General features: G+C 67.3%; 24 protein-coding genes. 21 read left to right on the top strand and 3 right to left on the bottom strand.

All coding sequences use genetic code 11. The features are described from left to right. From ACIP9X_RS09740 to ACIP9X_RS09655, 18 genes are all read left to right on the top strand, one after another. Entirely contained in the window at positions 1 to 921 is a 921-nt protein-coding gene (locus tag ACIP9X_RS09740) for an ABC transporter ATP-binding protein (RefSeq protein WP_400479533.1), read from the top strand. Next, a complete protein-coding gene (locus ACIP9X_RS09735) occupies positions 914 to 1,741 on the top strand; it encodes an ATP-binding cassette domain-containing protein (protein ID WP_400479532.1) in 828 nt (275 codons plus the stop codon). The genes ACIP9X_RS09740 and ACIP9X_RS09735 overlap by 8 nt, the downstream gene beginning before the upstream one ends. 58 nt (positions 1,742 to 1,799) lie before the next feature. Next, entirely contained in the window at positions 1,800 to 2,789 is a 990-nt protein-coding gene (locus ACIP9X_RS09730; protein WP_400479531.1) for an aldo/keto reductase, read from the top strand. Between the two features lie 37 nt (positions 2,790 to 2,826). Continuing rightward, on the top strand, positions 2,827 to 3,603 hold the full coding sequence (locus ACIP9X_RS09725) for an HpcH/HpaI aldolase/citrate lyase family protein (protein ID WP_400479530.1): 777 nt from the start codon (positions 2,827 to 2,829) through the stop codon (positions 3,601 to 3,603). A 3-nt stretch (positions 3,604 to 3,606) separates the two neighbouring features. Beyond that, complete coding sequence (locus tag ACIP9X_RS09720) at positions 3,607 to 4,902, top strand: exo-alpha-sialidase (protein WP_400479529.1); 1,296 nt, start codon at positions 3,607 to 3,609, stop codon at positions 4,900 to 4,902. Then, complete coding sequence (locus ACIP9X_RS09715; RefSeq protein ID WP_400479528.1) at positions 4,892 to 5,572, top strand: SDR family NAD(P)-dependent oxidoreductase; 681 nt, start codon at positions 4,892 to 4,894, stop codon at positions 5,570 to 5,572. Before ACIP9X_RS09720 ends, ACIP9X_RS09715 begins: the two co-directional genes overlap by 11 nt. Before the next feature lie 79 nt (positions 5,573 to 5,651). Then, positions 5,652 to 6,515 (top strand): DeoR/GlpR family DNA-binding transcription regulator, encoded by an 864-nt coding sequence (locus ACIP9X_RS09710; RefSeq protein ID WP_400479527.1) that lies wholly within the window; start codon positions 5,652 to 5,654, stop codon positions 6,513 to 6,515. A gap of 29 nt (positions 6,516 to 6,544) precedes the next feature. Then, on the top strand, positions 6,545 to 7,642 hold the full coding sequence (locus ACIP9X_RS09705; RefSeq protein WP_400479871.1) for an alanine racemase: 1,098 nt from the start codon (positions 6,545 to 6,547) through the stop codon (positions 7,640 to 7,642). A gap of 106 nt (positions 7,643 to 7,748) precedes the next feature. Further along, on the top strand, positions 7,749 to 8,780 hold the full coding sequence (gene argC / locus ACIP9X_RS09700; protein ID WP_400479526.1) for an N-acetyl-gamma-glutamyl-phosphate reductase: 1,032 nt from the start codon (positions 7,749 to 7,751) through the stop codon (positions 8,778 to 8,780). Next, positions 8,777 to 9,943, top strand: coding sequence for a bifunctional glutamate N-acetyltransferase/amino-acid acetyltransferase ArgJ (gene argJ, locus ACIP9X_RS09695; RefSeq protein WP_400479525.1), 1,167 nt, complete (start codon positions 8,777 to 8,779; stop codon positions 9,941 to 9,943). The genes argC and argJ overlap by 4 nt, the downstream gene beginning before the upstream one ends. Before the next feature lie 30 nt (positions 9,944 to 9,973). Further along, complete coding sequence (gene argB / locus ACIP9X_RS09690; protein WP_400479524.1) at positions 9,974 to 10,906, top strand: acetylglutamate kinase; 933 nt, start codon at positions 9,974 to 9,976, stop codon at positions 10,904 to 10,906. Continuing rightward, on the top strand, positions 10,903 to 12,174 hold the full coding sequence (locus ACIP9X_RS09685) for an acetylornithine transaminase (protein ID WP_400479523.1): 1,272 nt from the start codon (positions 10,903 to 10,905) through the stop codon (positions 12,172 to 12,174). Before argB ends, ACIP9X_RS09685 begins: the two co-directional genes overlap by 4 nt. Further along, the gene (gene argF, locus ACIP9X_RS09680) at positions 12,171 to 13,166 is read left to right on the top strand and encodes an ornithine carbamoyltransferase (protein WP_400479522.1); all 996 of its coding nucleotides are present in this window, start codon (positions 12,171 to 12,173) and stop codon (positions 13,164 to 13,166) included. Before ACIP9X_RS09685 ends, argF begins: the two co-directional genes overlap by 4 nt. Then, a complete protein-coding gene (locus tag ACIP9X_RS09675; RefSeq protein ID WP_400479521.1) occupies positions 13,167 to 13,697 on the top strand; it encodes an arginine repressor in 531 nt (176 codons plus the stop codon). Between the two features lie 104 nt (positions 13,698 to 13,801). Next, positions 13,802 to 15,007, top strand: coding sequence for an argininosuccinate synthase (locus tag ACIP9X_RS09670; protein ID WP_400479520.1), 1,206 nt, complete (start codon positions 13,802 to 13,804; stop codon positions 15,005 to 15,007). Beyond that, on the top strand, positions 15,007 to 16,422 hold the full coding sequence (argH, locus tag ACIP9X_RS09665; protein WP_400479519.1) for an argininosuccinate lyase: 1,416 nt from the start codon (positions 15,007 to 15,009) through the stop codon (positions 16,420 to 16,422). The genes ACIP9X_RS09670 and argH overlap by 1 nt, the downstream gene beginning before the upstream one ends. Before the next feature lie 162 nt (positions 16,423 to 16,584). Further along, complete coding sequence (locus ACIP9X_RS09660; RefSeq protein ID WP_400479518.1) at positions 16,585 to 17,346, top strand: maleylpyruvate isomerase family mycothiol-dependent enzyme; 762 nt, start codon at positions 16,585 to 16,587, stop codon at positions 17,344 to 17,346. A 97-nt stretch (positions 17,347 to 17,443) separates the two neighbouring features. Continuing rightward, positions 17,444 to 19,051: a DUF222 domain-containing protein gene (locus ACIP9X_RS09655; RefSeq protein ID WP_400479517.1), complete on the top strand. Its 1,608-nt coding sequence runs from the start codon at positions 17,444 to 17,446 to the stop codon at positions 19,049 to 19,051. Positions 19,052 to 19,139: 88 nt separating this feature from the next. Here the strand turns inward: ACIP9X_RS09655 and ACIP9X_RS09650 are convergent, their stop codons facing one another. Continuing rightward, on the bottom strand, positions 19,140 to 19,676 hold the full coding sequence (locus ACIP9X_RS09650) for a methylated-DNA--[protein]-cysteine S-methyltransferase (protein WP_400479870.1): 537 nt from the start codon (positions 19,674 to 19,676) through the stop codon (positions 19,140 to 19,142). 44 nt (positions 19,677 to 19,720) lie between these two features. After that, positions 19,721 to 21,343 (bottom strand): DNA-3-methyladenine glycosylase 2 family protein, encoded by a 1,623-nt coding sequence (locus ACIP9X_RS09645; RefSeq protein ID WP_400479516.1) that lies wholly within the window; start codon positions 21,341 to 21,343, stop codon positions 19,721 to 19,723. 83 nt (positions 21,344 to 21,426) lie between these two features. Here ACIP9X_RS09645 and ACIP9X_RS09640 point away from each other — a divergent pair, with 83 nt between their 5' ends. The 3 genes from ACIP9X_RS09640 (at position 21,427) to tyrS (ending at position 25,869) form a co-directional block, all read left to right on the top strand. Then, positions 21,427 to 22,074, top strand: a complete 648-nt coding sequence (locus ACIP9X_RS09640) for a DNA-3-methyladenine glycosylase (RefSeq protein WP_400479515.1) — start codon at positions 21,427 to 21,429, stop codon at positions 22,072 to 22,074. A 148-nt stretch (positions 22,075 to 22,222) separates the two neighbouring features. Next, the gene (locus ACIP9X_RS09635) at positions 22,223 to 24,451 is read left to right on the top strand and encodes a HelD family protein (protein ID WP_400479514.1); all 2,229 of its coding nucleotides are present in this window, start codon (positions 22,223 to 22,225) and stop codon (positions 24,449 to 24,451) included. A gap of 104 nt (positions 24,452 to 24,555) precedes the next feature. Next, positions 24,556 to 25,869, top strand: coding sequence for a tyrosine--tRNA ligase (gene tyrS / locus ACIP9X_RS09630; protein ID WP_400479513.1), 1,314 nt, complete (start codon positions 24,556 to 24,558; stop codon positions 25,867 to 25,869). A 283-nt stretch (positions 25,870 to 26,152) separates the two neighbouring features. Here tyrS and ACIP9X_RS09625 read toward each other — a convergent pair. Further along, positions 26,153 to 26,337 (bottom strand): hypothetical protein (locus ACIP9X_RS09625; protein WP_400479512.1); only part of this gene is annotated, 185 nt, incomplete at its 5' end.

Genomic DNA, 26,337 nt, shown 5'->3' with positions numbered 1-26,337 from the left:
ATGAACGCACAGCCCGAAACGCAGGGCCGCACCGAGCCGGCCCTGCTGGAGGTCCGCGACTTCCAGGTGGAACTGATCACCGACGCCGGCATCATCCGGGCCGTGGACTCGGTGAACTTCAGCATCCACCGCGGCGAGACCGTCACCATCATCGGCGAGTCCGGTTCCGGAAAATCGACGACGGCGATGGGCATCCTCCGCCTCCTGCCGGACGACCTGGCGGTGCTTTCCGGCACCGTACTCATCGACGGTGTGGACGTCGTGGCCGAGCCCAAGGCGATCGGCAAGGTCCGGGGCCGCACGGTGGCGCTGATCCCGCAGGATCCCATGACCGCGCTGAGTCCCGTCCACTCGATCGGTAGCCAGCTGTCCGAAGCCATCCGCATTGCCGGAGCCGCCTCCAAGGACAAGGACGCCGTCCGCGCCCGGGCCATCCGGCTGCTGGAACAGGTGCACATCCCCACCCCGGAAGCGCAGCTGAAGAAGTACCCGCACCAGTTGTCCGGCGGCATGCTGCAGCGCGTGCTGATCGCGATCTCCCTGGCCAGTGAGCCGCAGCTCCTCGTGGCCGACGAGCCCACCTCGGCACTGGACGTCACCGTGCAGGCCGGCATCCTGGACCTCCTGCTGGAACTGCAGGAGCAGCGCGGCATCGGCATCCTGATGATCACCCACGACCTCGGCGTCGCCCGGCTGATCTCGGACCGCATCAACGTGATGAAGGACGGCTCCTTTGTCGAGTCCGGCGACGTGCAGCAGATCGTGGACCACCCGTCCACCGAGTACACCCGCAGCCTGCTGGCGGCCGTTCCGGTCCTGGGGCCGTGGGACGAGACCCCGGCCGGCACCGGTGACACCACCGGCCCTACGTCCCCGACGGATAACACCGCCCTCACCAGCACAGGAGCCCAGCATGACTAAGCCGTTCCTCTCCGTCGAAAACCTCGTGGTGGACTACCACGTGCCCGGCGGTACGTTCCGTGCCGTGGACGACGTCTCCTTTGCCGTCGACAAAGGCAAGACAATCGCCGTCGTCGGTGAATCCGGCTGCGGAAAGTCCACGGTTGCCAAGGCGCTGATGCGGCTCGTCACGCCGGCCGGCGGACGGATCGTGCTGGACGGCACGGACCTGGCTGCACTCAGCGAAGCCAAGCTGCGGCCGCTGCGCTCAAAGTTCCAGATGGTCTTCCAGGACCCCTACGGTTCGCTGGACCCGCACCTCACCGCCCAGGAGATCGTGGCCGAACCGCTGAAACTGCAGGGCGTCCGGTCCAAGGCCGAGCGGCACAAGGAAGCCGCCAAGCTGATCGACCAGGTGGGCCTGCCGGCCAAATCCCTGGATCGCCATCCTTCGGAGTTCTCCGGCGGCCAGCGGCAGCGCATCGGCATTGCCCGGGCGCTCGCCTCCAAGCCGGAACTGCTGGTCTGCGACGAGGCCACGAGCGCGCTCGACGTGTCCGTCCAGGCCCAGGTGCTGCGGCTGCTGAAGTCCATCCAGGAGGAGACCGGCATCACCTACGTCTTCATCTCGCACAACCTTGGCGTGGTGCAGGAGATCAGCGATAGCGTCATGGTCATGCAGCGCGGCAAGTTGGTGGAGTCCGGCAGCACTGCGTCCGTGCTGACCGCACCCAAGGAGGACTACACCCGCAAACTGCGCCGCGCCGCCCTGGACCCGTCCACCATGCGGGGCCTCAAGCCGCGGCACGTCGTCCGCTCGCTGGCGCTGAAGGGCGCCTGAGCCGGAGGCCGCCCCGGTATCCAAACTGACCGATACTGCAACCACGGAGAATCAACGCATGAGCAAGCAGCCAGAAGGCACCCCGGTGGACGGCTTGAAGCTACCCATCTCCAGGCTCGTCCTGGGCACCATGACGTTCGGCGACACGGCCGACGAAGCCACCGCCGGACGCATGATCGATGAAGCACTGAACGCCGGCATCACCACCATCGACACCGCCAACGCCTACGTGGGCGGGGTGACGGAGGAAATGTTGTCCCGCCTGCTGAAGGACCGGCGCGACGAGGTGATCCTCGCCTCCAAGGCAGGCATGCCGCACGCGGACCACGGGCAGCACTCGCCGCTGTCGCCGCAGGGCCTGCGGAACAGCATCGAAGGAAGTCTGCGCCGGCTCGGCGTGGACAGCATCGACCTGTTCTACCTGCACCAGCCGGACCGCGCCACACCGCTGCAGGACACCCTGCGCACCGTGGCCGAGCTCGCAGCCGAAGGCAAGATCGGGGCCCTGGGCGTCTCCAACTTCGCAGCCTGGCAGATTGCCGACGTCATCCATGTGGCCCGTGAAGTGGGTGCGCCCCGGCCCGTGGTCGCCCAGCAGCTCTACAACCTCGTGGCCCGGCGTGTGGAGGAGGAATACCTCGAATTCGCCGCCACCCACAATGTCCACACCATGGTCTACAACCCGCTGGGCGGCGGCCTGCTGACAGGCCGGCACAGCTTCGAGTCCAGGCCGGCCGAGGGGCGTTTCGGTGACTCCAAGCTCGCCGCCATGTACACCCAGCGCTACTGGGACAAGCAGCTGTTTGAAGCTGTCACGGCACTGACAGGAATTGCCGAGAATGCCGGCATCAGCCTCGTAGAGCTGTCGCTGCGCTGGCTCGCCTACCGCGAGGGCGTCGGCTCCATGTTGCTCGGCGGGTCCAAGGTGGAGCAGCTGCAGGCGAACATCGCCGCCGTCGCCAAGGGCGCGCTGCCCCGGGACGTGACCGAAGCCTGCGATGCTGTCGGCGCCGGGCTCCGCGGTCCCATGCCCGCCTACAACCGCTGACCAAGACCCCACCCGAAACTGAAGGTAGAAGATCAAGATGACATCGGAACTGGCCACTGAATTCGCCCGCAAAATCCGCGCCCGCGAACAGGCCGTCGGCTACTGGGCGGTGCTTGACGCCCCGGTGGCCACGGAGCGCATCGGCCGGCTCGGCTACGACTACGTTGCCCTCGACGCCCAGCACGGGCTGCTCGGCTACTCGGGCGTCCTGAACGGGCTGATGGCCATCGACGCCGGGCACACCGCCGTCGGGATGGTGCGTGTGGAGGACAACAACCTCACCGCCATTGGCAAGGCCCTGGACGCGGGTGCCGTCGGTGTCATTGTGCCCCTGGTCAACACCGCCGCGGACGCCGCCGCCGCAGTGGCGGCGGCAAAGTACCCGCCCATGGGAGGACGCTCCTACGGGCCCATGCGTTCCGCCTTGCGCATCGGGCCCGTCCCGGCCCAGGCCAACGCCGCCACACTGGTGTTCGCCATGATCGAGACGCCGGACGGACTGGCCAACGTCAAGGAGATCTGCGCGACGCCCGGCCTCGACGGCATCTACGTCGGCCCCTCCGACCTGGCCATCGCCGTCGGCGGCGCCTTCCCGGGCGACCCGGCCATCGAGGCCGAGTTCAACGCCGCGCTGGAAACGGTTGCGGACGCGGCCGCCGCTGCCGGCATCGCCGCAGGCATCCACACGGCCTCCGGTGAGATCGCCGCCCAGCGCCTCCGCCAGGGCTACACGTTCACCACGGTCGCCTCCGACCTGACCCACCTCGAGCTCGCCGCCAAAGCACACCTGGCAGCCGCCAAGTCGGAGGGCTGAGGCATGCAGACAACCAACGCCGACTACAGCACCATCACGCCGGACGGCATCCTGAAGCACGCTGACGGCGCCGACTTTGCCTACCTTCCGGCGCCCACCGTCCAGAGCCACGCCGCCAACCTCCTGACCCTGCCGGACGGCCGGCTCGGCTGCGTATGGTTCGGCGGGACCCAGGAGGGCGTCCCGGACATCTCCATCTGGTTCTCCACCCTGGAGCCGGGCAGCAGCCAGTGGTCGGCCGCGCAGCAGCTCTCCAACGACTCCACCCGCTCCGAGCAGAACCCCATCCTGTTCACGGCGCCCGGCCTTGCCGGAGAGAGCAGCTCACTCTGGCTCCTCTACACCGCGCAGAAGGCAGGGAACCAGGACACCGCTGAGGTCCGCCGTCGGATTTCCACGGACAGCGGCCGGACGTGGGGGCCGGTGGAGACGCTGTTCCCGGCCAACGAGACCGGCGGTGTGTTCGTCCGCCAGCTGCCGGTGGTCCTGCCGTCCGGCCGCCTGATTATCCCGATCTTCCGCTGCATCACCACGCCTGGCGAAAGATGGGTGGGCAACAGCGACGACAGCGCAGTGATGATTTCCGACGACGCCGGCGCCACATGGCGCGAGCAGGTCCTGCCCGGAAGCCTGGGCTGCGTCCACATGAACATCCAGCCTGTCGCCGACGGCTCACTGCTGGCCCTCTTCCGCAGCCGTTGGGCGGACTCCATCTACGAGTCCCGCTCCACCGACGACGGCACCACCTGGAGCGAACCCGTCCCCACCGAGCTGCCCAACAACAACTCCTCCATTCAGTTCACGGCGCTCGCCGACGGCCGCCTGGCGCTGGTCTACAACCACAGCCGCGCCGGGGCGAACACCGAGCGGCGCCTTTCGCTCTATGACGAGATTGACGACGACGGCCTCGCCGCCGAACAGGGCCAGCTCACCGAGCCGGTTCCGGCTCCGGGTGTTGGAGCTCCGGGTGCTGAAAAGGACGACGGCGAGCGGCGCGCCTTCTGGGGGACGCCACGCTCGCCCATGACCCTGGCCATCTCGGAGGACTCCGGCCGCACCTGGCCCATCCGCCGGAACCTCGACGTCGGGGACGGTTACTGCCTGTCCAACAACTCCCGCGAAGGCCTGAACCGCGAGTACTCGTACCCCTCCATTCACCAGAGCCCGGATGGCGCGCTCAACATCGCCTACACCTACTTCCGGCAGGCGATCAAGTACGTGCGGGTTGCGCCGCAGTGGGCATATAACGGAAGCACCACGCCCGGCGGCGAAGGGGAGCGTGCTGCCAATGGCAGCTGAGCGCCACGCGGTCGTCACGGGCTGCAGTTCCGGCATCGGGCAGGCCATCGCAACCAAACTGCTGCTGGAGGGCTGGAACGTCACGGGACTCAGCCGCCGGGAGGCGGACCTGGGCCCCGGCTTTGACTGGCTGCCCGCGGACCTCTCCAATCCCGGCTCGCTGGCCGCTGTGGTGGCCGACGTGCGTCCTGCCCAGGCACTGGTGCATGCGGCGGGATTCCAGCGCACCGCCGTCCTGGGGGAACTGGACGCTGATGCCCTCGCTGGCATGTTCGCAGTGCACGTGGCCGCCGCCGAGGCCCTTGCAAACGCCGTGGTGCCGCGCATGCCGGACGGCGGACGCGTCCTGCTGATCGGCAGCAGGACCTCCACGGGGTTCCCGGGCAAGAGCCAGTACGCGGCCACCAAGGCTGCGCTGCTCGGCATGGGCCGGTCCTGGGCGCAGGAGCTCGCACCCCGGGCCATCACGGTCAACGTCCTGTCACCGGGCCCGACGGACACCCCTATGCTGGCCGACCCCGGCCGGTCGGCCACTCCGCCGGTGATGCCGCCGCTTGGCGCACTGGTGGACCCGGAGGACGTCGCCGCGCTGGCCGGATTCCTGCTGGGCCCGCACGGGAAGTCCATCACCGGCCAGAACTACGTCGTGTGCGGCGGGGCCTCGCTGTGACCAGACGCCTCCCTGCGACCGGCAGGCGGGATTTGGCCATAGCATGAGGACGGCGTCACCGCCCGGAAGAAGGAGCAGCATGACAACAGCCAAGGCACGACGGGAAGAGATCTATCACCTCGCCGTCACCACCGGGCTGGCATCTGTGGAGGAACTGTCGCGGCATTTCAACGTGACCGCCTCGACCATCCGCCGGGACCTGGCGCACCTGAACGGTGAAGGAAAGCTGGCCCGGACATACGGGGGTGCGGTTGCCCTCGGCGCCCATCCGGAACCGTCCCTGCGCCAGCGCACCGGTGAGGCTTTCGAGCAGAAGCATGCGATTGCCGCTTGGGCGGCAGCAGAAATCCAGGAGGGCGAGAACATCCTGCTCGACGGCGGTTCCACAGTGGGTGCCCTGGCCCACGCCCTGAGGGACCGGGAGAACCTGACGGTCGCCACGCCGGGCATCAACACACTCCAGGAACTGGCGGACTCGCCGGGGGTCCAGGTGGACTGCCTGGGCGGCAGGCTCCGCGGCGTGAGCCAGACGTTCGTCGGGCCGCTCGCCGAAGCCGCGCTGGAGCGCATGACCTTCGACCGGGTCTTCCTGAGCGCCGACGCCGTGACCGCCGAAGACGGCCTGTGCGAGGTGGACCACGCCCAGACCAGGCTCAAGGAGCTCATGGCACGGCGGGGAACGACCGTGTACGTCCTGGCGGACTCCACCAAGCTCGGCAAACGGCCGTTCCATGCGTGGGCGCGGATCCCGCTGCCCTGGATCCTCGTCACCGATACAGTTGCCGACGTTGGGCAGGTGCAGCTGTTCCGGGACACTGGGGTCACCGTTCACCTCGTTGACCCCGGGGGAGCAGGCACCCGATCCCGCGAAGAAGTTGCCCATGAAGAAGCTGCCCACGAAGAAGTTGCCGGCGGCGCCAGCAGCAAGGTCCCGGCGTCGTGATCCCTCCTGAAGTCATCACGCCTGAGGTGATGATCGACGTCGACATTCTCGACCGGAACATCGCCCGCATGGCCGCGGCAACGCAGGCCCGCGGACTCCGGCTGCGCCCGCACGCCAAGACGCACAAGGTGCTGGAGATCGCGGAGCGGCAGCTCGCGGCCGGCGCTGTCGGACTGACGGTGGCGACCATCGGTGAAGCAGAGGTCTTCGCCAAGGCCGGCGTTCGGGACATCTTCATCGCTTACCCACTGTGGGTGACTGCACCACAAGCTGCGAGGCTGCGGGCGCTCGCCGAGGCAAACAGCATCACCGTGGGCGTGGATTCTGCGGAAAGCGCGTCCTTTATGGGGAGGAACCTGGGAGCCGGTGCCGGCAGGATTGCCGTACTTGTGGAGCTCGACAGCGGACACCACCGCAGCGGAGTCCGCCCCGAAGACGCAGCCGCTGTGGCGCGGGCTGCTGCAGATGCAGGACTGGACGTGGCCGGTGTCTTCACGTTCCCGGGCCACAGCTACGCACCGGGAATGCCAATGGCGGCCGTCCGGCAGGAAGATGAAGCCTTGCGCCGCGGGGCCGACGAACTGGCAGCTGCGGGCTTTACAGTGCGGACCATCAGCGGCGGGTCCACGCCCACCGCCTCACTTGATCCCACCGACTCACTCGACCCCGCCTACTCACGTGACCGGGCCACGGCCGGAACTGAGCTGCGCCCCGGAGTCTACGTGTTCGGTGACGCCCAGCAGTTCGAGCTCGGGCGGTGCGAACCCGCGGACATCGCGCTGACCGTTGCCAGCACGGTGGTCAGCCACCACCGCACCGCGGCGGGTGAACCGGGGCGCTTCATCATCGATGCCGGCAGCAAGGTCCTGGGCAGCGACCGTCCGGCCTGGGCCAGCGGTTACGGCCGTCTCCTGGACCATCCGGACGCCAGGATCACCGCCCTGTCCGAACACCACGCCACGGTTGAATGGCCGCAGGGACTCGCCCTGCCGGACCGTGGAGAGCTGCTCCGGGTGGTACCCAACCACGTGTGCCTGACGATGAACCTGGTGGACGAGGTGTCCCTCGTTCGTGAGGGAGCGCTCGCCGGCCGCTGGGCAGTAGCGGCGCGGGGTAGGAACAGCTGACGCACCAGCCTTCGCCTTGGGCACGGGCACGGGCACTCGTGCGGGCAGGTGACAGCCATGCATAAATATCGGGACCTATGCATACTCTTGCTGTATAGTCGGAACCATGACTATTTCTGTTGCCGTCTCAGGTGCCAGCGGCTACGCCGGCGGCGAGGTGCTGCGCATTCTGTCCGGCCACCCCGGTGTCACCATCGGCGCCATCACCGCACACAGCAACGCCGGTTCAAGACTAGGCGAACTGCAGCCGCATCTCCATGGCCTGTCCAGCCGCATTCTTGAGGACACCACCGTGGAGAACCTGGCCGGGCACGACGTCGTGTTCCTCGCCCTTCCCCACGGTGCCTCCGCGGAAATCGCCGCCAAGCTGTCCGGGGACACCGTGGTGATCGACGCCGGCGCTGACCACCGCCTCGAGGACCCGGCGGCGTGGGAAAAGTTTTACGGCTCCGCGCATGCCGGCACCTGGCCCTACGGCCTGCCGGAACTGCCCGGACAGCGGGAGAAGCTCAAAGGCGCCAAGCGGATCGCCGTACCCGGCTGCTACCCGACGTCGGCCCTGCTGGCGCTGACGCCGGGCTTCTCCGCCGGGCTGCTCCAGGGCGAGGACGTGGTCATCGTCGCCGCCTCCGGCACTTCGGGAGCCGGTAAGGCAGCGAAGATCAACCTGATCGGTTCCGAGGTCATGGGCTCCATGAGCCCCTACGGGGTCGGGGGCGGACACCGCCACACGCCGGAAATCGAGCAGGGCCTGTCCAACGCCGGGGGAGAGGCGGTGACCGTGTCCTTCACGCCCACGCTGGCACCGATGAGCCGCGGCATCCTCACCACCGCCACGGCCCGGGTCAAGCCCGGCGTGTCCGCTGAGGAGCTGCGCGCCGCCTGGATCGAGGCCTACGACGACGAACCGTTCGTCCACCTGCTGCCGGAAGGCCAGTGGCCCTCCACCAAGTCCGTCCAGGGTTCCAACCACGCCGCCATGCAGCTGGCCCTGGACTCGCACACCGGCCGCGTCATCGTCACGTGCGCCATCGACAACCTGACCAAGGGGACCGCAGGCGGAGCCGTGCAGTCCATGAACATCGCCCTCGGCCTTGCGGAAACCGCAGGCCTCAATCTGCAGGGAGTAGCCCCGTGACCGTTACCGCACCCCAGGGCTTCCGGGCCGCCGGCGTGAAAGCCGGCCTGAAGGCGTCCGGCAACCCCGACCTCGCCCTCGTGGTCAACGACGGTCCCTCCAAGGCTGCCGCAGCCGTCTTCACCTCGAACCGCGTAGCTGCCGCCCCTGTCCACTGGTCGCGCCAGGTGGTCTCCGACGGCAGGGTGGACGCGGTCATCCTGAACTCCGGCGGAGCCAACGCCTGCACCGGTCCGCAGGGTTTCCAGAACACCCACGCGACGGCGGAGAAGACGGCCAGGGTCCTGGGCATCTCCGCCACCGACGTCTTCGTCTGCTCGACCGGCCTGATCGGCGAGCAGCTCCCCATGGACAAGCTCCTTCCGGCGGTCGACGCTGCGGCCGCTGCGCTCGACGCTGACGGCGGAGCGGCCGCTGCTGCCGCCATCATGACAACGGATACGGTGCCGAAGCAGGCGGTCTTCAAGGGCGTTGACGCTGAGGGCCAGGAATTCACCATCGGCGGCATTGCCAAGGGGGCGGGCATGCTCGCTCCCGGGCTGGCCACCATGCTGGTGGTCCTCACCACTGATGCAAACGTTCTGCCGGAAATGCTCGACTTCGTCCTCCGCGAGGCTACGCGCGTCACCTTTGACCGTGCCGACTCGGACGGTTGCATGTCCACCAACGACACCGTGGTGCTGCTGGCCTCCGGCGCATCCGGCGCCGTTCCCTCCGCCGAGGCCTTCGGCAAGGGACTCACCCAGGTGTGCGCGGAACTGGCCCGCAAGCTTATCGGTGACGCCGAGGGCGCGAGCCATGACATCGCCATCCGGACCTTCAACGCCGCCAGTGAACGCGACGCCGAAACCGTGAGCCGCGCCGTGGCCCGCTCCAACCTCTTCAAGGCTGCCATCTTCGGCAAGGACCCGAATTGGGGACGCGTCCTGTCCGCCGTCGGAACCACCGACGCCGCCTTCGAACCGGACCAGCTGAACGTTTCCATGAACGGCGTTCGGATCTGCCGCAACGGCGGCATCGGCGAGGACCGCAAGCTTGTGGACCTCGAGCCGCGCGAGGTGATCGTTGAGATCGATCTGCAGGCCGGCAGCTCGGAAGCCACCATCTGGACGAACGACCTGACCCACGACTACGTCCACGAAAACAGCGCGTACTCAAGCTAAATCCACCAGCATCCCTGGAGAAACGGCAGCATGAACACCCAGACCCGCGAGACAACATCCATGCGTGACGCGCAAGGCAAAGCCGGCACCCTGATCGAGGCATTGCCCTGGATCCAGCGCTTTGCCGGCACCACGATGGTGATCAAGTACGGCGGCAACGCCATGGTCAACGACGAACTGCGCCGCGCCTTTGCCGAAGACGTCGTGTTCCTGCACCACGTGGGCATCCACCCCGTGGTGGTCCACGGCGGCGGTCCGCAGATCAACGCCATGCTGAGCCGGCTGGGCATCGAATCCGAGTTCAAGGGCGGCCTGCGCGTCACCACCCCCGAAGCCATGGATGTGGTCCGCATGGTCCTCACCGGCCAGGTGGGCCGCGAACTGGTCGGCCTCATCAACTCCCACGGCCCCTACGCCGTGGGAATGTCCGGTGAAGACGGCGGCCTGCTGCGCGCCGTTCGCACCGGAACCGTGGTGAACGGCGAAGAGGTGGACCTCGGCCTCGTCGGCGAAGTGGTGGGCGTCAACCCCGAAGGTATCGTCGACATTCTCGCGGCCGGCCGGATCCCGGTGATCTCCACCGTGGCGCCGGAAATCTCCGGCGACGGCAGCACCACGGGACAGGTCCTGAACGTCAACGCCGATACCGCCGCGGCCGCCTTGGCCGAAGCGCTCGGCGCCTCCAAACTGGTCATCCTGACTGACGTCGAAGGCCTGTTCGCGAACTGGCCGGACCGCTCGTCACTGATTTCATCGCTGACCGCTTCGGAGCTCCGCGACCTGCTGCCCTCCCTCGAGTCCGGCATGATTCCCAAGATGGAGGCTTGCCTGAAGGCCGTCGACGGCGGCGTGGAACGCGCGCACATCGTGGACGGGCGCCTCGCGCACTCCATGCTCCTTGAAACATTTACGACGGCGGGCATCGGCACCCAGGTGATCCCCGCTGAGGAAGTGGACGCATGAGCAACCTTGAACAATCCGCAGTGGTCGAGCAGTCCCCGGTCACCGAGCTCGTTGAAACCAGCGGGCACGCGGGCTCGGAGTGGCTCGCACGCTATTCTTCATCCCTCATGGGTGTCTTCGGCACACCCCAGCGCGTCCTGGTCCGCGGAGCGGGCTGCCTGGTCTGGGACGCCGACGGCAAGGAGTACCTGGACCTGCTCGGCGGCATCGCCGTTAACGCCCTGGGACACGCCCACCCGTTCGTGACCTCGGTGATCTCCAGCCAGCTGGCCACCCTTGGACACGTCTCCAACTTCTTCACCAGCCCCACCCAGATCGCCCTGGCTGAGAAGCTGCTGGCGCTGAGCAATGCCCCGTCCGGGTCCAAGGTGTTCTTCACCAACTCCGGAACCGAAGCCAACGAGGCCGCCTTCAAGCTGGCCCGCCGGAACTCGGACGGGCCCGGCGGGACCCGCACCAAAATCATCGCCCTGGAAGGTGCGTTCCACGGCCGGACCATGGGTGCCCTGGCGCTGACGGCGAAGGAAGCCTACCGCGCACCGTTCGAGCCCATGCCCGGCGGTGTGGAGCACATCCCGTTCGGCGACATTGAGGCGCTCCGTAACGCCGTGGACGAGACCGTGGCGGCGGTCTTTCTCGAACCCATCCAGGGTGAAGCCGGCGTCCGTCCGCTTCCGGCCGAATATCTGCGGGCCGCCCGCGAAGCCACCTCGGCCGCCGGTGCGCTGCTGATCCTGGACGAGGTCCAGACCGGCATCGGACGCACCGGCAAATGGCTGGCCAGCGAGGACGCAGGCATCGTGCCCGATGCCATCACCCTGGCCAAGGGACTCGGCGGCGGATTCCCCATCGGCGCGCTCCTGACCTTCGGCCAGGAAACGTCATCGCTCCTGTCCGCCGGGCAGCACGGCACCACGTTCGGCGGAAACCCCGTGGCCACCGCCGCGGCCCTGGCCACCCTGCACGCCATCGAAAACCAGCAGGTCCTGGACAATGTGCGGAAGGTGGGGGACCACCTCCGCTCAGCCCTGGCCGCCGTCGTCGGCGTCACCGAAGTCCGCGGGGAAGGACTGCTGATCGGCTTCGACCTGGACGCCGACGTCGCACCCGCGGCCGTCAATGCCGGCCTCGAAGTCGGGTTCATCATCAACAGCCCCGGCCCGCGCACCATCAGGCTCGCCCCGCCCCTCATCCTCACCGAGGAGCAGGCGGACCGGTTCCTGGCCGCCCTCCCGGCCATCCTGCAAACTGCAAAGGACGCACAGTGACTGCACCAGCCACCACCCGCCACTTCCTCAAGGACACCGACCTCAGCCCCGCTGAGCAGGCTGAGGTCCTGGAGCTCGCGGTCCGCATGAAGGCCGCGCCCTACAGCGTGCAGCCCTTCGCCGCGGAAGGCAGCGGGCGCAAGACGGTGGCCGTGATCTTCGACAAGACCTCCACCCGCACCCGGGTGTCCTTCGCTGCGGGCGTGGCCGACATGGGCGGCAACGCCCTCATCATCAATCCCGGCGAGGCGCAGATCGGCCACAAGGAGTCCGTGGAAGACACCGCAAAGGTGCTCGAGCGGATGGTCTCCACCATCGTGTGGCGCACCGGAGCCCACGCGGGGCTGGTTGCCATGGCGGCAAACTCCAGGGTTCCGGTCATCAACGCCCTGTGCGACGACTACCACCCCTGCCAGCTCCTCGCGGACCTGCTGACGGTCAAGGAACACAAGGGCAGGCTGAAGGGCCTCACCATGGCCTACCTCGGTGACTCCGCCAACAACATGGCCAACTCCTACCTGCTGGCCGGCGTCACCGCAGGAATGCACGTGCGGATCGCCGGACCTGACGGATACCTGCCGGCTGAAGCCATTGTTGCCGCAGCGGAAGAACGCGCCGCCGAGACGGGCGGCTCCGTCCTCATCACCACCGACGCCGCCGAAGCCCTCAAGGGCGCGGACGTCGTGGCTACGGACACGTGGGTTTCAATGGGCCAGGAAGCCGAAAAGGAAGCCCGGCTTCAGCTGTTCCGTGAGTACTCCGTGGATGACGCCGCCATGGCACTGGCGGCGGATGACGCCGTCGTGCTTCACTGCCTCCCGGCGTACCGGGGCTACGAAATCTCGGCAGGCGTCATCGACGGACCGCAGTCCATCGTGTGGGATGAGGCGGAAAACCGGCTGCACGCGCAAAAGGCGCTGATGGCATGGCTCATGCACCGTTCGGGACTGGCCGTCGTGGACGGGCTGCCGCCGGTGGCGGGGCAGGCCTAGTTGTCCGTCCAACCCCCGGCTCCGGGCGCGAGCCCGGCCACCAAGACAGCCCGGCAGGCGCGGATCACCGCGATCCTGACGGGCGAGTCCGTGCGGTCCCAGGCAGAGCTTGCAGCTCTGCTGGCGGACGACGGCGTGCAGGTCACCCAGGCGACGCTGTCCCGGGACCTCGTGGAGCTCGGCGCCGTCCGGGTCCGCGGGAAGGAAGGCGTGCTGGTCTACGCTGTTCCCGGCGAAGGCGGGGAGCGGGCGGCGAAAAGCGGCGTCAGCCAGGAAATCCTTGATGCGCGGCTCGCCAGGCTGTGCGGGGAACTGCTGGTCACCGCCGAAGCCTCGGCCAACATCGCGGTGCTCCGTACCCCTCCCGGGGCCGCCAACTTCCTGGCCCTGGCGATCGACCACTCCGTCATGCCCTCGATCCTCGGCACGATCGCAGGGGATGACACCGTCCTGCTTGTGGCCCGTGACCCGCAGGGCGGACCGGACCTCGCCGCGCGGTTTCTGCAGCTCGCAGAGGAAGCCGGCCAGTAAACCGGACCCCAGGCACCACCCCAGATTGGGCCCGGCACGCCAATGTGACAGGCTCTTCATCAGACGAAAAACAAGTTCAACCAAACAACTAAGGAGCATTTGACGTGACTGAGCGTATTGTTCTGGCCTACTCCGGTGGCCTCGATACTTCCGTAGCCATCGGCTGGATCGGTGAAGCCACCGGTGCCGAGGTCATCGCCGTCGCGGTGGACGTCGGACAGGGCGGCGAATCACTGGAGACCATCCGCCAGCGCGCACTGGGCTGCGGCGCCGTCGAGGCCTACGTGGCTGACGCGAGCGACGAGTTCGCCAACGAGTACTGCATGCCCACGCTGAAGGCCAACGCCCTCTACCAGGGCCACTACCCGCTGGTTTCCGCCATTTCCCGTCCGGTCATCGTTAAGCACCTGGTCAAGGCCGCCCGTGAGTTCGGCGCCAGCACCGTGGCCCACGGCTGCACCGGCAAGGGCAACGACCAGGTCCGCTTCGAAGTCGGCATCCAGACCCTCGGCCCGGACCTGAAGTGCATCGCACCGGTCCGCGACCTCGCCCTGACCCGCGACAAGGCCATTGCCTTCGCCGAGGAAAAGGGACTGCCCATCGAGACGACCAAGAAGAACCCGTACTCGATCGACCAGAACGTCTGGGGACGCGCCGTCGAAACCGGCTACCTCGAAGACATCTGGAACGCCCCCACGAAGGACATCTACGACTACACCGCCGCCCCGGAATTCCCGCCGGCCCCGGATGAAGTCACCATCACCTTCGAAGCCGGCGTTCCGGTAGCGATCGACGGCGTGAAGGTCACCCCGCTGCAGGCCATCAAGGAACTCAACCGCCGCGCCGGCGCCCAGGGCGTGGGCCGGATCGACGTGGTCGAGGACCGCCTGGTCGGCATCAAGTCCCGGGAAATCTACGAAGCACCGGGCGCCATGGCGCTGATCACCGCGCACAAGCACCTCGAGGACATCACGATCGAGCGCGAACAGGCCCGCTTCAAGGCCACCGTTGGCCAGCGCTGGGCCGAACTGGCATACGACGGCCAGTGGTTCTCCCCGCTCAAGCGCTCCCTGGATGCCTTCATCGAGGACACCCAGCGCTACGTCTCCGGCGACATCCGCATGGTGCTGCACGGCGGCCAGGCGATCGTTAACGGCCGCCGTTCGGACACCTCGCTGTACGACTTCGACCTCGCCACCTACGACACCGGTGACACCTTCGACCAGTCCATGGCCCGCGGATTCATCGAGCTGTGGGGCATGTCCGCCAAGGTTGCCTCCGGCCGCGACATCCGCGTCGCAGGAAAGTAATGGCTTCGGCAACCAACGAGGGTGCGCTCTGGGGCGGCCGGTTCGCCGGCGGCCCCGCGGACGCACTGGCGGCGCTGAGCAAGTCCACACACTTCGACTGGCGCCTGGCGCGCTACGACATCGCCGGCTCCATGGCACATGCCCGTGTGCTGCACAAGGCACAGCTGCTGGACGACGCCGAGCTGGAAGGCATGCTGGCTGCCCTGAAGCAGCTGGACGCTGACGTGGCCTCCGGCGCCTACCTGCCTGCGGAGTCCGACGAGGACGTTCACGGATCGCTGGAACGCGGACTGATCGAGCGTGCGGGCACGCAGCTGGGCGGCAAGCTCCGTGCCGGCCGCTCGCGCAACGACCAGGTGGCCACCCTCGGCCGCATGTTCCTGCGGGACCATGCCCGGATCATCGCCCGCGGTGTGCTTGCCACGATCGACGCACTGGTGGACCAGGCGAAGGCGCACCAGGGCGTGGCCATGCCCGGCCGCACCCACCTGCAGCACGCCCAGCCCGTCCTGCTCAGCCACCACCTCCTGGCCCACGCCTGGGCCCTGCTGCGTGATGTGCAGCGGCTCCTGGACTGGGACAAGCGCGCCGGTGTTTCACCCTACGGTTCCGGCGCCCTCGCCGGCTCCTCACTGGGGCTGGACCCGGAGGCCGTCGCCGCGGACCTGGGCTTCTTCTCCGCATCCCACAACTCGATCGACGGCACCGCCTCCCGCGACGTCTTCGCCGAATTCGCCTGGGTCGCGGCCATGATCGGCGTTGACCTCTCGCGGGTCTCCGAGGAAGTCATCCTGTGGGCCACGAAGGAGTTTTCCTTCGTCACGCTGCACGACTCCTACTCCACCGGATCGTCCATCATGCCTCAGAAGAAGAATCCGGACGTGGCTGAACTTGCGCGCGGCAAGGCCGGACGACTGATCGGCAACCTGACCGGTCTGCTTGCCACCCTGAAGGGCCTGCCGCTCGCGTACAACCGCGACCTGCAGGAGGACAAGGAGCCGGTGTTCGACGCCGCCGACACGCTGGAGCTGCTGCTCCCTGCCGTGTCCGGCATGATCGCAACACTGAAGTTCAACGCCGACAGGATGGAATCCCTGGCTCCGCAGGGTTTCGCGCTGGCCACGGATATCGCCGAATGGCTTGTCCGCCAGGGCGTTCCGTTCCGTGAGGCGCACGAGCTCTCCGGCGCCGCGGTGAAGCAGGCCGAAAGCCGCGACGTCGAACTCTGGGACCTGACGGACGAGGAGTACGCCTCAATTTCAGAGCACCTGACTCCCGAGGTCCGCACGGTCCTGAGCACCGAGGGTTCCCTCAACAGCCGCAACTCGCAGGGCGGCACCGCACCGGCCGCCGTCGAACGCCAGCTGGCCGCCCTGGAAGGCGAGCTTGCCGGCGTGCGGGAGTACGCAGGCTAGCAATCGATCCGAGATGTGCCCCGCCGGCGAGGGACCCGGCCTGAGCTCGCGAAGGCCGGGAGCCGGTGGGGAGCACGTCGCGGCAATGTTTTTCGAAACTACTGCCCTGACGTGCCATCTCGTGCGCGTTAGCGGTGATTAGCCCTCCGCTACGATGGCGGCATGACTGCAATCACACCTGACGCAATCACACCCGACACTGTGCGCGCTGAGCTCCACAAAGCGGCCGACGTCGTGTCCTCCCTGGCAGCGAAGCTCACCGACGCGGACGTCCCGGCACCCTCCGCGCTGCCGGGCTGGAGCCGGGGCCACGTCCTGGCGCACATCACCGGCATCTGCAACGCCATGGCGCGGCAGGTCGAATTCGCGGCGCGCGGCGAAACGGTCGAACTGTACGACGGCGGCTATGACGGCCGCACGAAGGCGATCGAAATGAGCGCCGGACACGCCCTGGAGCAGCACCGCGCGGACCTGGATGCAGCGCTGGAACGGGCGCTGCGCGCCTTCGATTCAATCGACGCTTCATCGGGAGCAGGAAGCTGGCAGGCACCGATCTCCTACCGCGGGGGAGTGGTGCTCGACGGCGGCCTCGCACTCTGGCGCGAGCTCGTGATCCATGCCTCGGATCTCGGCACAGGACGCGGTCCGGAGACCTGGAGCAGGCACTTCTGCGAGCACCTCTTCAGCTTCCTGTCAGCACGTGTACCTGAAGACCAGAAACTCGTGCTGCAGCCTTTGGGCATGCCTCCTGTGACGATCGGCACCGGCGGGCGCTCCATCGTGGTCAGTGGAATGGTCACGGACATCGCCGCGTGGCTCGCCGGGCGGGAACCTACGCTGGGCAGCCTGCGCGCGTCGGCCGCCGCCGACAGCGTGGACCTGCCGGAATTGCTGCCATGGCCTTCCGGAGTGCCCACGCCTTAGGTCGTGTTTCCCTATTGGCGACATACTTAGTGGCGGCGAGGTGAGGGTGCTCCCCCAGAGACGCTTTAATGTCGGTGCCTGCTGGCATGCTGTGGGTATGGATGACGCGGCGGTTGGGGAGACGTTGGAGGGCATAGAGTCCTCCGTTGCTGCGCTGGCTGTTGCTCTCCGCCCTGCTGGTTTTGTCGCCAGTGCCGACGGCGGGGCCGGCGACGGCAACGCGGCCGCGGCGGGCGCTGTCCCCCTGATCAGCGCTGACTCTCCTTCACATCACGATCCTTTGCGGGATCAGGCGGACGCGTTTTTGGATGGCCTGGCCGGGGTGGCCGGGTTGGAAGCCCGGCTGGCGGCGTTGAAGGTTCAGCTCATCGCCGCGTACGCCGCCGCTGCCGAGGCCCTGGCGGCGCAGGCTCGTTCCCCGCAGGAGCGCACCGCCCGGGAGATGGCCGTGACCGCCGAGGTCGCCGGCGTGCTGACGGTGAGTGAACGCACCGCCAATGCCCTGCTGTCCGACGCCCGCACCCTGACCACCGGGCGGCCGCTGGCGCTGGCCGCGCTGGGATCCGGGACTATTTCCTGGATGCACGTACGGATCCTGTGCGATGAAGCAGCCAACCTGGAACCGGCTGCCGCCGCGGCCCTGGAAGCCCACTTCCTGGATCCGGACGCACCCGGCGCCGCCCGCGGCTGCCCGGCCGGGGACCTGGTGCCGGGCAGGTTCCGCGCCAAGGTACGCGCCTGGCGGGAACGGCACCACCCGGTCAGCATCGAAACCCGCCACCGCAGAAGCGCCGCGGACCGCCGGGTGGAGTACACCCCGGACCGGGACGGGATGGCCTGGTTCTCGGCGTACCTGCCCGCGGACACCGCGGCCGCCATCTGGAACCGGGTTACCGACGCGGCCCGGGCCCTGCAGGGTCCGGGCGAATCGAGGACGTTGACGCAGCTGCGCGCGGACGTCACCGAAGGCTGGCTGCTGCGCGGTGTCGCCGACGGAACCCCGTCCCCTACGGCGCAGGTGCTGGTCACCGTCCCGGTGTTCTCGCTGATCGGCGCCGGGGAGGAACCGGCCACCCTCGACGGGTACGGCCCCATCCCGGCATCAATGGCACGAAAGCTCGTCGCAGACGGGGCGACCTCCTTCCTGCGGGTGCTGGTCGATCCGCGCGACGGCGCGCCGCTGGAGATCGGCCGCACCAGCTACCGGCTGACCACCCCGATGCGCCAATGGCTCCGGCTCCGCGACGCGCGCTGCACGTTCCCCGCCTGCAACAACCCGTCCCTCGACAACGAAGCAGACCACCTCCTCGCCTGGTCCGACGGCGGGAACACCGGCATCCTTAATCTCGGCCAGGCATGCCCCCGGCATCACCGCCTCAAACACAGCAGTCGCTGGAGGCCGGTCGGCGCAAACCATGACAGGCCACCCGGGTGGATCTCACCGACCGGCCGCTACTACCCCAGCGAACAACAGGACTGGGAACCACCCCACTGGCCAGAAAATCTCGAGCCAGACAACCTCGAGGAACCGGAGAGCCCCGACTGGCCGGACAGGATCAAGGAACCGGACAGTCCAGGCTGGCCGGATAGCCTCGGGGGCCTCGATCCGCCGCCGCCACCAGATCCACTGACGGTGGATGCCTTGCCATTAGATCCGCTGCCAGTGGATCCCTTCCCCGACTGGGCCCAATTCATCGCCGCATGAGGAATCTCCCGCATTGGCCCAGCCACAGGATGACTGGATAGAGGACGATTCCGGTGAGCAACCACGGGGCTGAGGAAGCGCACGTCGTTCAAACGGCTGCCAGCCCCTGCTTTTCACGGGCGAGCAGGCTTTCCTTGACCTTCAGGCCCCACCGGAATCCGCCCAGGGTGCCGTCTGTGCGGACCACGCGGTGGCAGGGTACGAACAGTGCTGCGGCGTTCAGTGCGCATGCGCTGGCCGCCGCCCGCACAGCCTTTGAGTTTCCCGACAGCGCCGCATACTCCGTGTAGGTCACAGGCGCTCCCGGGCTGACGGTCCGCAGCACGTCCCAGGCATGGGCCCGGAAGGGGCCCGACCTCTGGAGCACCGGAACATTCATGGCAGGCGCAGGATCTCCGGCATAGAAGGCTTCCACCGCTGAGGAGATGGCGCCGAGGTACTCAACGCTCTCATAGGCGGCGGGCAGCAGTGCCGGGTGGATCTGTCCGGTGAGTTCCTGCACTTCCGCGGTCCAGCCGGAAGCCAGTACCACGCCGTCCCGGGCGATGATCGTGAACGGTCCGTCCGGAGTGGCCATGGTCAGCAACTGCGCAGTGCCGGCCGTTTCCGTAAGCCCCACTGCCATTCCTTTTCCTTTGAAGTCCTGGCTTGTCATCTTGTACTGGCTTGTCATGTCATTGCCTTTGCCGCAGTTGTTGTCGTGGTGGTCTTCGGAGTGCGGGCGGATTTCGGGACAGCCGCTGCGCGCCAGAGGTGCATGGTGGCGTATGAGCGCCACGGGCTGACGTCGGTGAAATCAGGAGAGCCGCTGAACCCGGAAGACAGGCCATGGGCAGCCCCGGCACCAGAGCCGGCAGCAACCCCTGGGGAGAGGTTGCGGATGCCGTTGCGGACTGCGGCGTCGTTGCCCAGGAAAACATCCGGAGCGCCTATGACCCGCATGGCCACGTATCCCACGGTCCAGGGTCCGATGCCGGCCAGCGGAAGCAGCTTGGAATGAAGGCCGGGCAGGTCATCACCGTATCCCAGTTCCAGGTCGCCGGCGGCCAGAGCTGCGGCTGCAGCCAGCAGCGAATCCGTTCTGCGCTGTGGCCCCCGCAGGAATTCCCTGCCGTTGACCGCAATCTGCTCCGGTCTGGGAAACAGCCTGTCCAGCCCTTCCCCGGGGACCGCGCTGGGGCTGCCCGCCGCCGCCAGCTGGGTGAGCGCCGTCCGGGCAGCGGCCACAGTTATCTGCTGCCCCACCATGGCCCGGATCAGGAGTTCGTGCGGGTCCAGTGCGCCCGGCATGCGGATCCCGGGAGCCTCGGCTACAGATGCCGAAAGACGGGGATCGGCGGCCAGCGCCTCGTCGATGGCGACAGGGTCGGCGTCGAGGTCGAAAAGCCGGCGGACCCTGCTCAGCAGGGCCGGCAGATCCCTCAGATCCACCGCGCCGATGGTGAGGACCAGGGACCGCCCCCGGCTGCCGCCGTCGTACGCCGCCGTGTTGCGATCCCCGGTTTTGTATTCCGCAGCGTTGGTTCCGGCACCGCTGTTGTCCGGGCCGGTGTATTCCACCGTGAATCGCGCGTCGCCGTGCGGCAGCCGGAGGGTCCTGGCGTAGGACGTGGCTGTTCCGGCCTCGATTCCCGGGATGGCGCGGACCGCGAGGAAGCTGAAGATGCCGGGATCGAACGGCTCACGATAGGGGAGATTCAACGTAAGCGCCGTGGAGGCTGCCGGCGCCGGATGACGGTGCGCCGTGGCACGCAGGGCCGTGGGTGTCATGGCGAACACCTCGCCCACGGTTTCGTTGAACTGGCGCACACTGCTGAACCCGGCGGCAAACGCGACGTCTGCAAGCTTCATCGACGTGGACACGAGCAGTGTCCGTGCTGTCTGGGCCCTGCTCGCCCGGGCGAGGGAGAGCGGGCCGGCGCCGAGTTCGTGGGTGAGGATCCTGTTTAGCTGCCGGGACGAATATCCCAGCCGTGCGGCCAGGCCCTCGACGCCGTCGCGGTTGATTACGCCGTCGTTGATGAGGCGCATGGCCCGTCCCGCAATGTCCGAACGCAGGTTCCAGGCCGGGGTGCCGGGCACCGCTTCCGGGAGGCAGCGCTTGCAGGCACGGTAGCCGGCGTCATGGGCGGCAGCCGACGTCTCGTAGAACGTGACGTTTTCCGCCTTCGGCGTCCTCGCCGGGCAGGAAGGCCTGCAGTAGATGCCCGTGCTCCGCACCGCCGTGTAGAACTGCCCATCGAAACGGGTGTCCCGCGCATCGATTGCACGGTAGCGCTGCCAGAAGTCCATGAATCCATCCTGCCAGCCTGCAGGAGGGGCGGCTAGCGGAAATCGGACATGGCCGTGAGTCGGCATATGGGTAAAGTCGGAGCATGCATAACGAGCTCCAGCGGAATGAGGTGCGGGAATTCCTGACCGGGGACGCACGGAAAGTGGCACCCCTGCTCCTCGGGTCCGTCCTTACCCATCACAGCCCGGAGGGGTGCGTGTCCGTGCGGATCACCGAACTGGAGGCCTACATGGGGCCGGGGGACTCCCTGCACCCTGACCCCGGTTCCCACACCTTCCGCGGACCCACCCGCCGCAACGCGCCGATGTTCGGCCCCGCCGGCCACCTCTACGTCTACTTCACGTACGGGATGCACTACTGCGCCAACCTCGTCTGCGGACCGGACGGTCACGCCTCCGCCGTGCTGCTGCGGGCGGGGGAAGTGGTGGACGGGCTGCCGTTGGCAGCGGCGAGGCGGCCGACGTCGAGATCGCCGAAGGATCTTGCCAGCGGGCCCGCCCGCCTGGCCACGGCACTGGGACTGACGACGGCGGACAGCGGCCGCGATGCGCTCGTTCACCCCTTCGGCCTGGAGCTGGCGACTGTCCCGGCTGGGGACGTCAGCTCCGGACCACGCGTAGGTGTCGCGGGGGACGGGGGATCCCACGACTACCCGTGGCGCTTCTGGCTCACAGGCGACCCAACAGTCTCCCGGTACAAGGCAGCCAAGGTGCGCGCCGCCCGCACCTGACCCCTCCAGTTCGTCCTACTCGCCGGCCCACCGGTGCGCGCGGGGGGAGTGGCACGCTGCCAGCCCCGCAAATACCGGCAAGCCAAGGGCGCGTTCGTAAAAATGGTTGTAGAATGGACGGTCTGTCTTTTGCGATAGGGGAACGTTAATGCTCGACGCCGAATTGGCCCACGAACGGGACTATGTTGCCGGCCTGTATGCACGGCTTGATGAGCTGCGCGCGGAAAAGCGCGCCCAGCTGGCGCAGGTGCGCCGCGCCGGAGCAGTTGGCACCATGCAGAACGTCTCCGAACGCGACGCCTTCGCCGCACTGTACGAGGACCGCCTGGCGCAGCTGGACGCCGTCGACGACCGCCTGGTGTTCGGCCGGCTGGACCTGGACTCCGGTGAAGCGCAGTACATCGGGCGCATCGGCCTGACCACCGATGACCTGCAGCGCCTTATGGTGGACTGGCGCGCTCCGGAGGCCGGCCACTTCTACCAGGCCACGGCATTTGACCGCCAGGGTGTACGCAGGCGCAGGCACCTGATCCTGCAGGGCCGCGAGGTCAAGGCGATTGAAGACGACGTCCTCGACCCCGACATGCTCGCAGACAGCGACTCCCTGCAGGGGGAGGGCGCCCTGCTCGCTGCCCTGAATTCCAAGCGGACCGGACGGATGTCCGACATTGTGGGCACCATCCAGTCCGAGCAGGACCGCATCATCCGGTCCTCCATCTCCGGCGCGCTCGTGGTTCAGGGCGGCCCGGGAACCGGCAAGACCGCCGTGGCGCTGCACCGTGCCGCGTACCTCCTCTATACGCACCGGGACAGGCTCAAGACCGCCGGCGTGCTGCTCGTGGGACCGTCGTCGTCCTTCATGAAGTACATCGAGCGCGTCCTGCCGTCGCTCGGCGAAACGGGCGTGGTCATGGCGAGCCTTGGCCGGCTCATGCCCGGCATCAACGCCGTGCCTGAGCAGGAAGCGGAAGTGGCGGCCATCAAGGGGCGGCTGGACATGGCTGACGTCATCGCCAATGCCGTCGCCAACCGGCAGCGTCTCCCCGCAGAGAACCGCATCCTCGAAGTCGACGGCCGCAAGCTGACCCTCACGCCGCGGCAGGTCCGCCGTGCCCGTGACCGCGCACGCTCCACCGGCAAGCCGCACAATGAGGCCCGGCTCACGTTCGTGAAGATCCTCCTTCGCGAGCTGACCGAGCAGTTGACGGAGCTGGTGGAAGCCGGCAACATCGGCAACAACGCCGACCGATCATATCTGGCCGAGGACGTCCGCTCTGCCCGGGACGTCCGCATCGCGCTCAACCTCTGTTGGATGCCGATGACGCCGGAAAAGCTCGTCGGTGAACTGCTGAGCAAGCCCGCCATCCTGGAGGCCTGCACGCCGCACCTGACTCCCAGGGAGCGCGAACTCCTGCTCCGCGCCCCCGACGCACCCTGGACCGAGTCCGATGTGCCCCTCCTCGACGAGGCAGCTGAACTCCTTGGGGAGCTCGACCCCGCAGCTGGCCGGGGGCTCGCACAGCAGGAGCACGACCGTGCCCGCGATCTCGCGAACGCCCGCCAGACGCTCGTCAACATGGAGGCGGCCGGGGTCGATGCCCTCATGTCCGCAGAGGAGCTCGTGGAGCAGAACCAGGAGCGCGAGGCACGACTGACCGCCGCCGAGCGCGCCACCAGCGACCGCACCTGGGCCTTCGGACACATCGTGGTGGATGAGGCGCAGGAACTCTCGCCCATGCAGTGGCGCCTCCTTGTCCGGCGCTGCCCCCTGAAGTCCTTCACCATCGTGGGGGACATTGCGCAGACCAGCTCGGTGGCTGGAGCCAAGTCGTGGCAAGGCGCCCTGGCGCCGATGTTCGGCAGGCGCTGGCAGCTCGAGGAACTCACCGTCAACTACCGGACGCCGTCGCAGATCGCTGAAGCCGCTGCGCGGATGGCCAACGCTGCCGGCCTCGTGGTGTCCGCGCCCAAGGCAGTCCGCGAGGGCAGTTGGGCGCCCATCATCGACCGGGTCGCGCCCGGCGAGATTGTGAACCGCCTGGTTGAGGTGCTTCCAGGGGAGCTGGAGGCGATCGACGGCGGCCTGCTCGCCGTGATTGCCGACGACCGCCTCCTGCCGGAGGCCACCTCTGCCCTGCGCGCCGTCTACGGGCGCCGCATCGGCACCGGTGCCGGCAGCTATGAACAGGATGTCGTGGTGATCAGCCCCAGGGAAGCCAAGGGGCTGGAGTTCGACGCAGTGGTGGTCCTTGAGCCGTCCGCCATGCTCAACCATGAGCACGGCCGGGTGGGAGACCTCTACGTCGCCATGACCAGGCCCACGCAGCGGCTGCGCCTTATCGCAGCAGCGGAAGTCCCCGCAGGCATCGAACGCTAAGCGGTCCGCGGGCATCAGCCCGCGCGGCGCGGTCCGGGGTGCCTGGCGTTCGGGGTGTCCGGCACAGAGCGCTCCGGACCCCCGATCCTGCTACCTTAGAAAGCGTGTCACACGAAAACGACCTCGAATCCCAGCAGAACGACCCCAGCTTCGCCAACATCTGGCAGGAGCTCAAATGGCGCGGCCTTGTCCACGTTTCCACCGACGAGGTGGAACTGGAGAAACTGCTCGCCGGAGACCCGGTCACGTACTATTGCGGATTCGACCCGACCGCTCCCAGCCTGCATTTGGGCAACCTGGTCCAGCTCCTCCTCATGAGGCGCCTGCAGCTGGCCGGGCACAAGCCGTTGGGCCTCGTGGGCGGATCCACCGGGCTGATCGGTGATCCGCGGCCGACGGCGGAACGCACCCTGAACACGAAGGACACCGTCACCGAGTGGGTCGGCTACCTGCAGGCGCAGGTCCGCAGGTTCCTCAGTTTCGAAGGTGCGAATGCCGCGCGCATGGTGAACAACCTCGACTGGACCGCGCCGCTTTCGGCCATCGACTTCCTGCGTGAGGTGGGCAAGCACTTCCGCGTCGGCACGATGATGCGCAAGGACGCCGTCGCGTCCCGCCTCAACTCCGAGGAGGGCATCAGCTACACCGAGTTCAGCTACCAGATCCTGCAGGGCATGGACTACCTGGAGCTGTACCGCGAGTACGGCTGCGTGCTGCAGACCGGCGGCTCCGACCAGTGGGGCAACCTGACCAGCGGCACGGAACTCATCCGGAAGGTGGAGGGCAAGAGCGTCCACGCCCTGGGGACTCCGCTCATCACCAACGCGGACGGCTCAAAGTTCGGCAAGAGTGAAGGCAACGCCATCTGGTTGGATCCGGCGATGTGCAGCCCGTACGCGTTCTACCAGTTCTGGCTGAACACGGCGGACGCGGATGTCGTACCCCGGCTGAAGGTCTTCACCTTCCTGAACCGTTCCGAGATCGAGGCGCTGGCCGAATCGATTGCTGAACGTCCGTTCGCACGCGAGGGGCAGCGGAAGCTGGCCTACGAAGTGACCTCACTGGTTCACGGCGTCGATGCAACCGAGAAGGTCATCGCGGCATCCGCTGCCGTCTTCGGTAACGGCGACCTCTCCCTGCTTGACGAACAGACCCTCGCTGCCGCCACCTCGGAGCTGCCCTCAGCTTCCGTGGACGGTGCCGGCTTGGGCATCATCGACCTGCTCGTGGCCTCGGGGCTGTCCGAGAGCAAGTCGGCAGCGCGCCGGGTTGTCGGCGAAGGCGGCGCCTACGTGAACAACGCGAAAGTCTCTGATCCAGATGCGGTGATCCCCGTATCGCAGCTGCTGCACGGAAAATACCTGCTGCTGCGCCGCGGGAAAAAGAACCTCGCCACGGTCCAGGTATCGGGCGTTTAGCACCTCAGTTACTACCCTCTGCACGCTTCCCCGGGGCCGATTTGCGCGGCCCTGGGGGAGCGTGTATTGTTTTTTGAGTCGCCGCCGCTGAGCGGTGAACAACCCCCTTCAACTGAGAAGCAATTCTTCATATGCGAAGCATGAAATGAGGAAAAGCTTCCTATTGTTATGGGCGGATTCGGCTCACTGGGTGAATAACGGGAAAACAACCCGGATTTGCAAAGTGAAAATGAATGAAATAAGCTGTAAACATCGCAGCGAAGAAATGCGAAGCGAATATAGATTACAAATTGAATTGTAAGTCTGCTTCGAGAAGTATTCGAATGTGTCTGTTGTTTGAGAACTCAATAGTGTGCCAAGTTTGTTGATACCAATTTTTTATTAAATTGGTTGAATTGCCGGGCTGCGCCTGCCCCTGTGGGTGTGGTCTGGTGTTTTGGCTGGTTTCAAATTTTGTGCAGCCTGGTT

It is taken from the genome of Arthrobacter sp. NPDC093125 (assembly GCF_044754225.1).
GTDB lineage: Bacteria > Actinomycetota > Actinomycetes > Actinomycetales > Micrococcaceae > Arthrobacter.
Note: the sequence above shows the minus strand (reverse complement) of the source record. Positions and strands in the feature narration are given on the sequence as shown.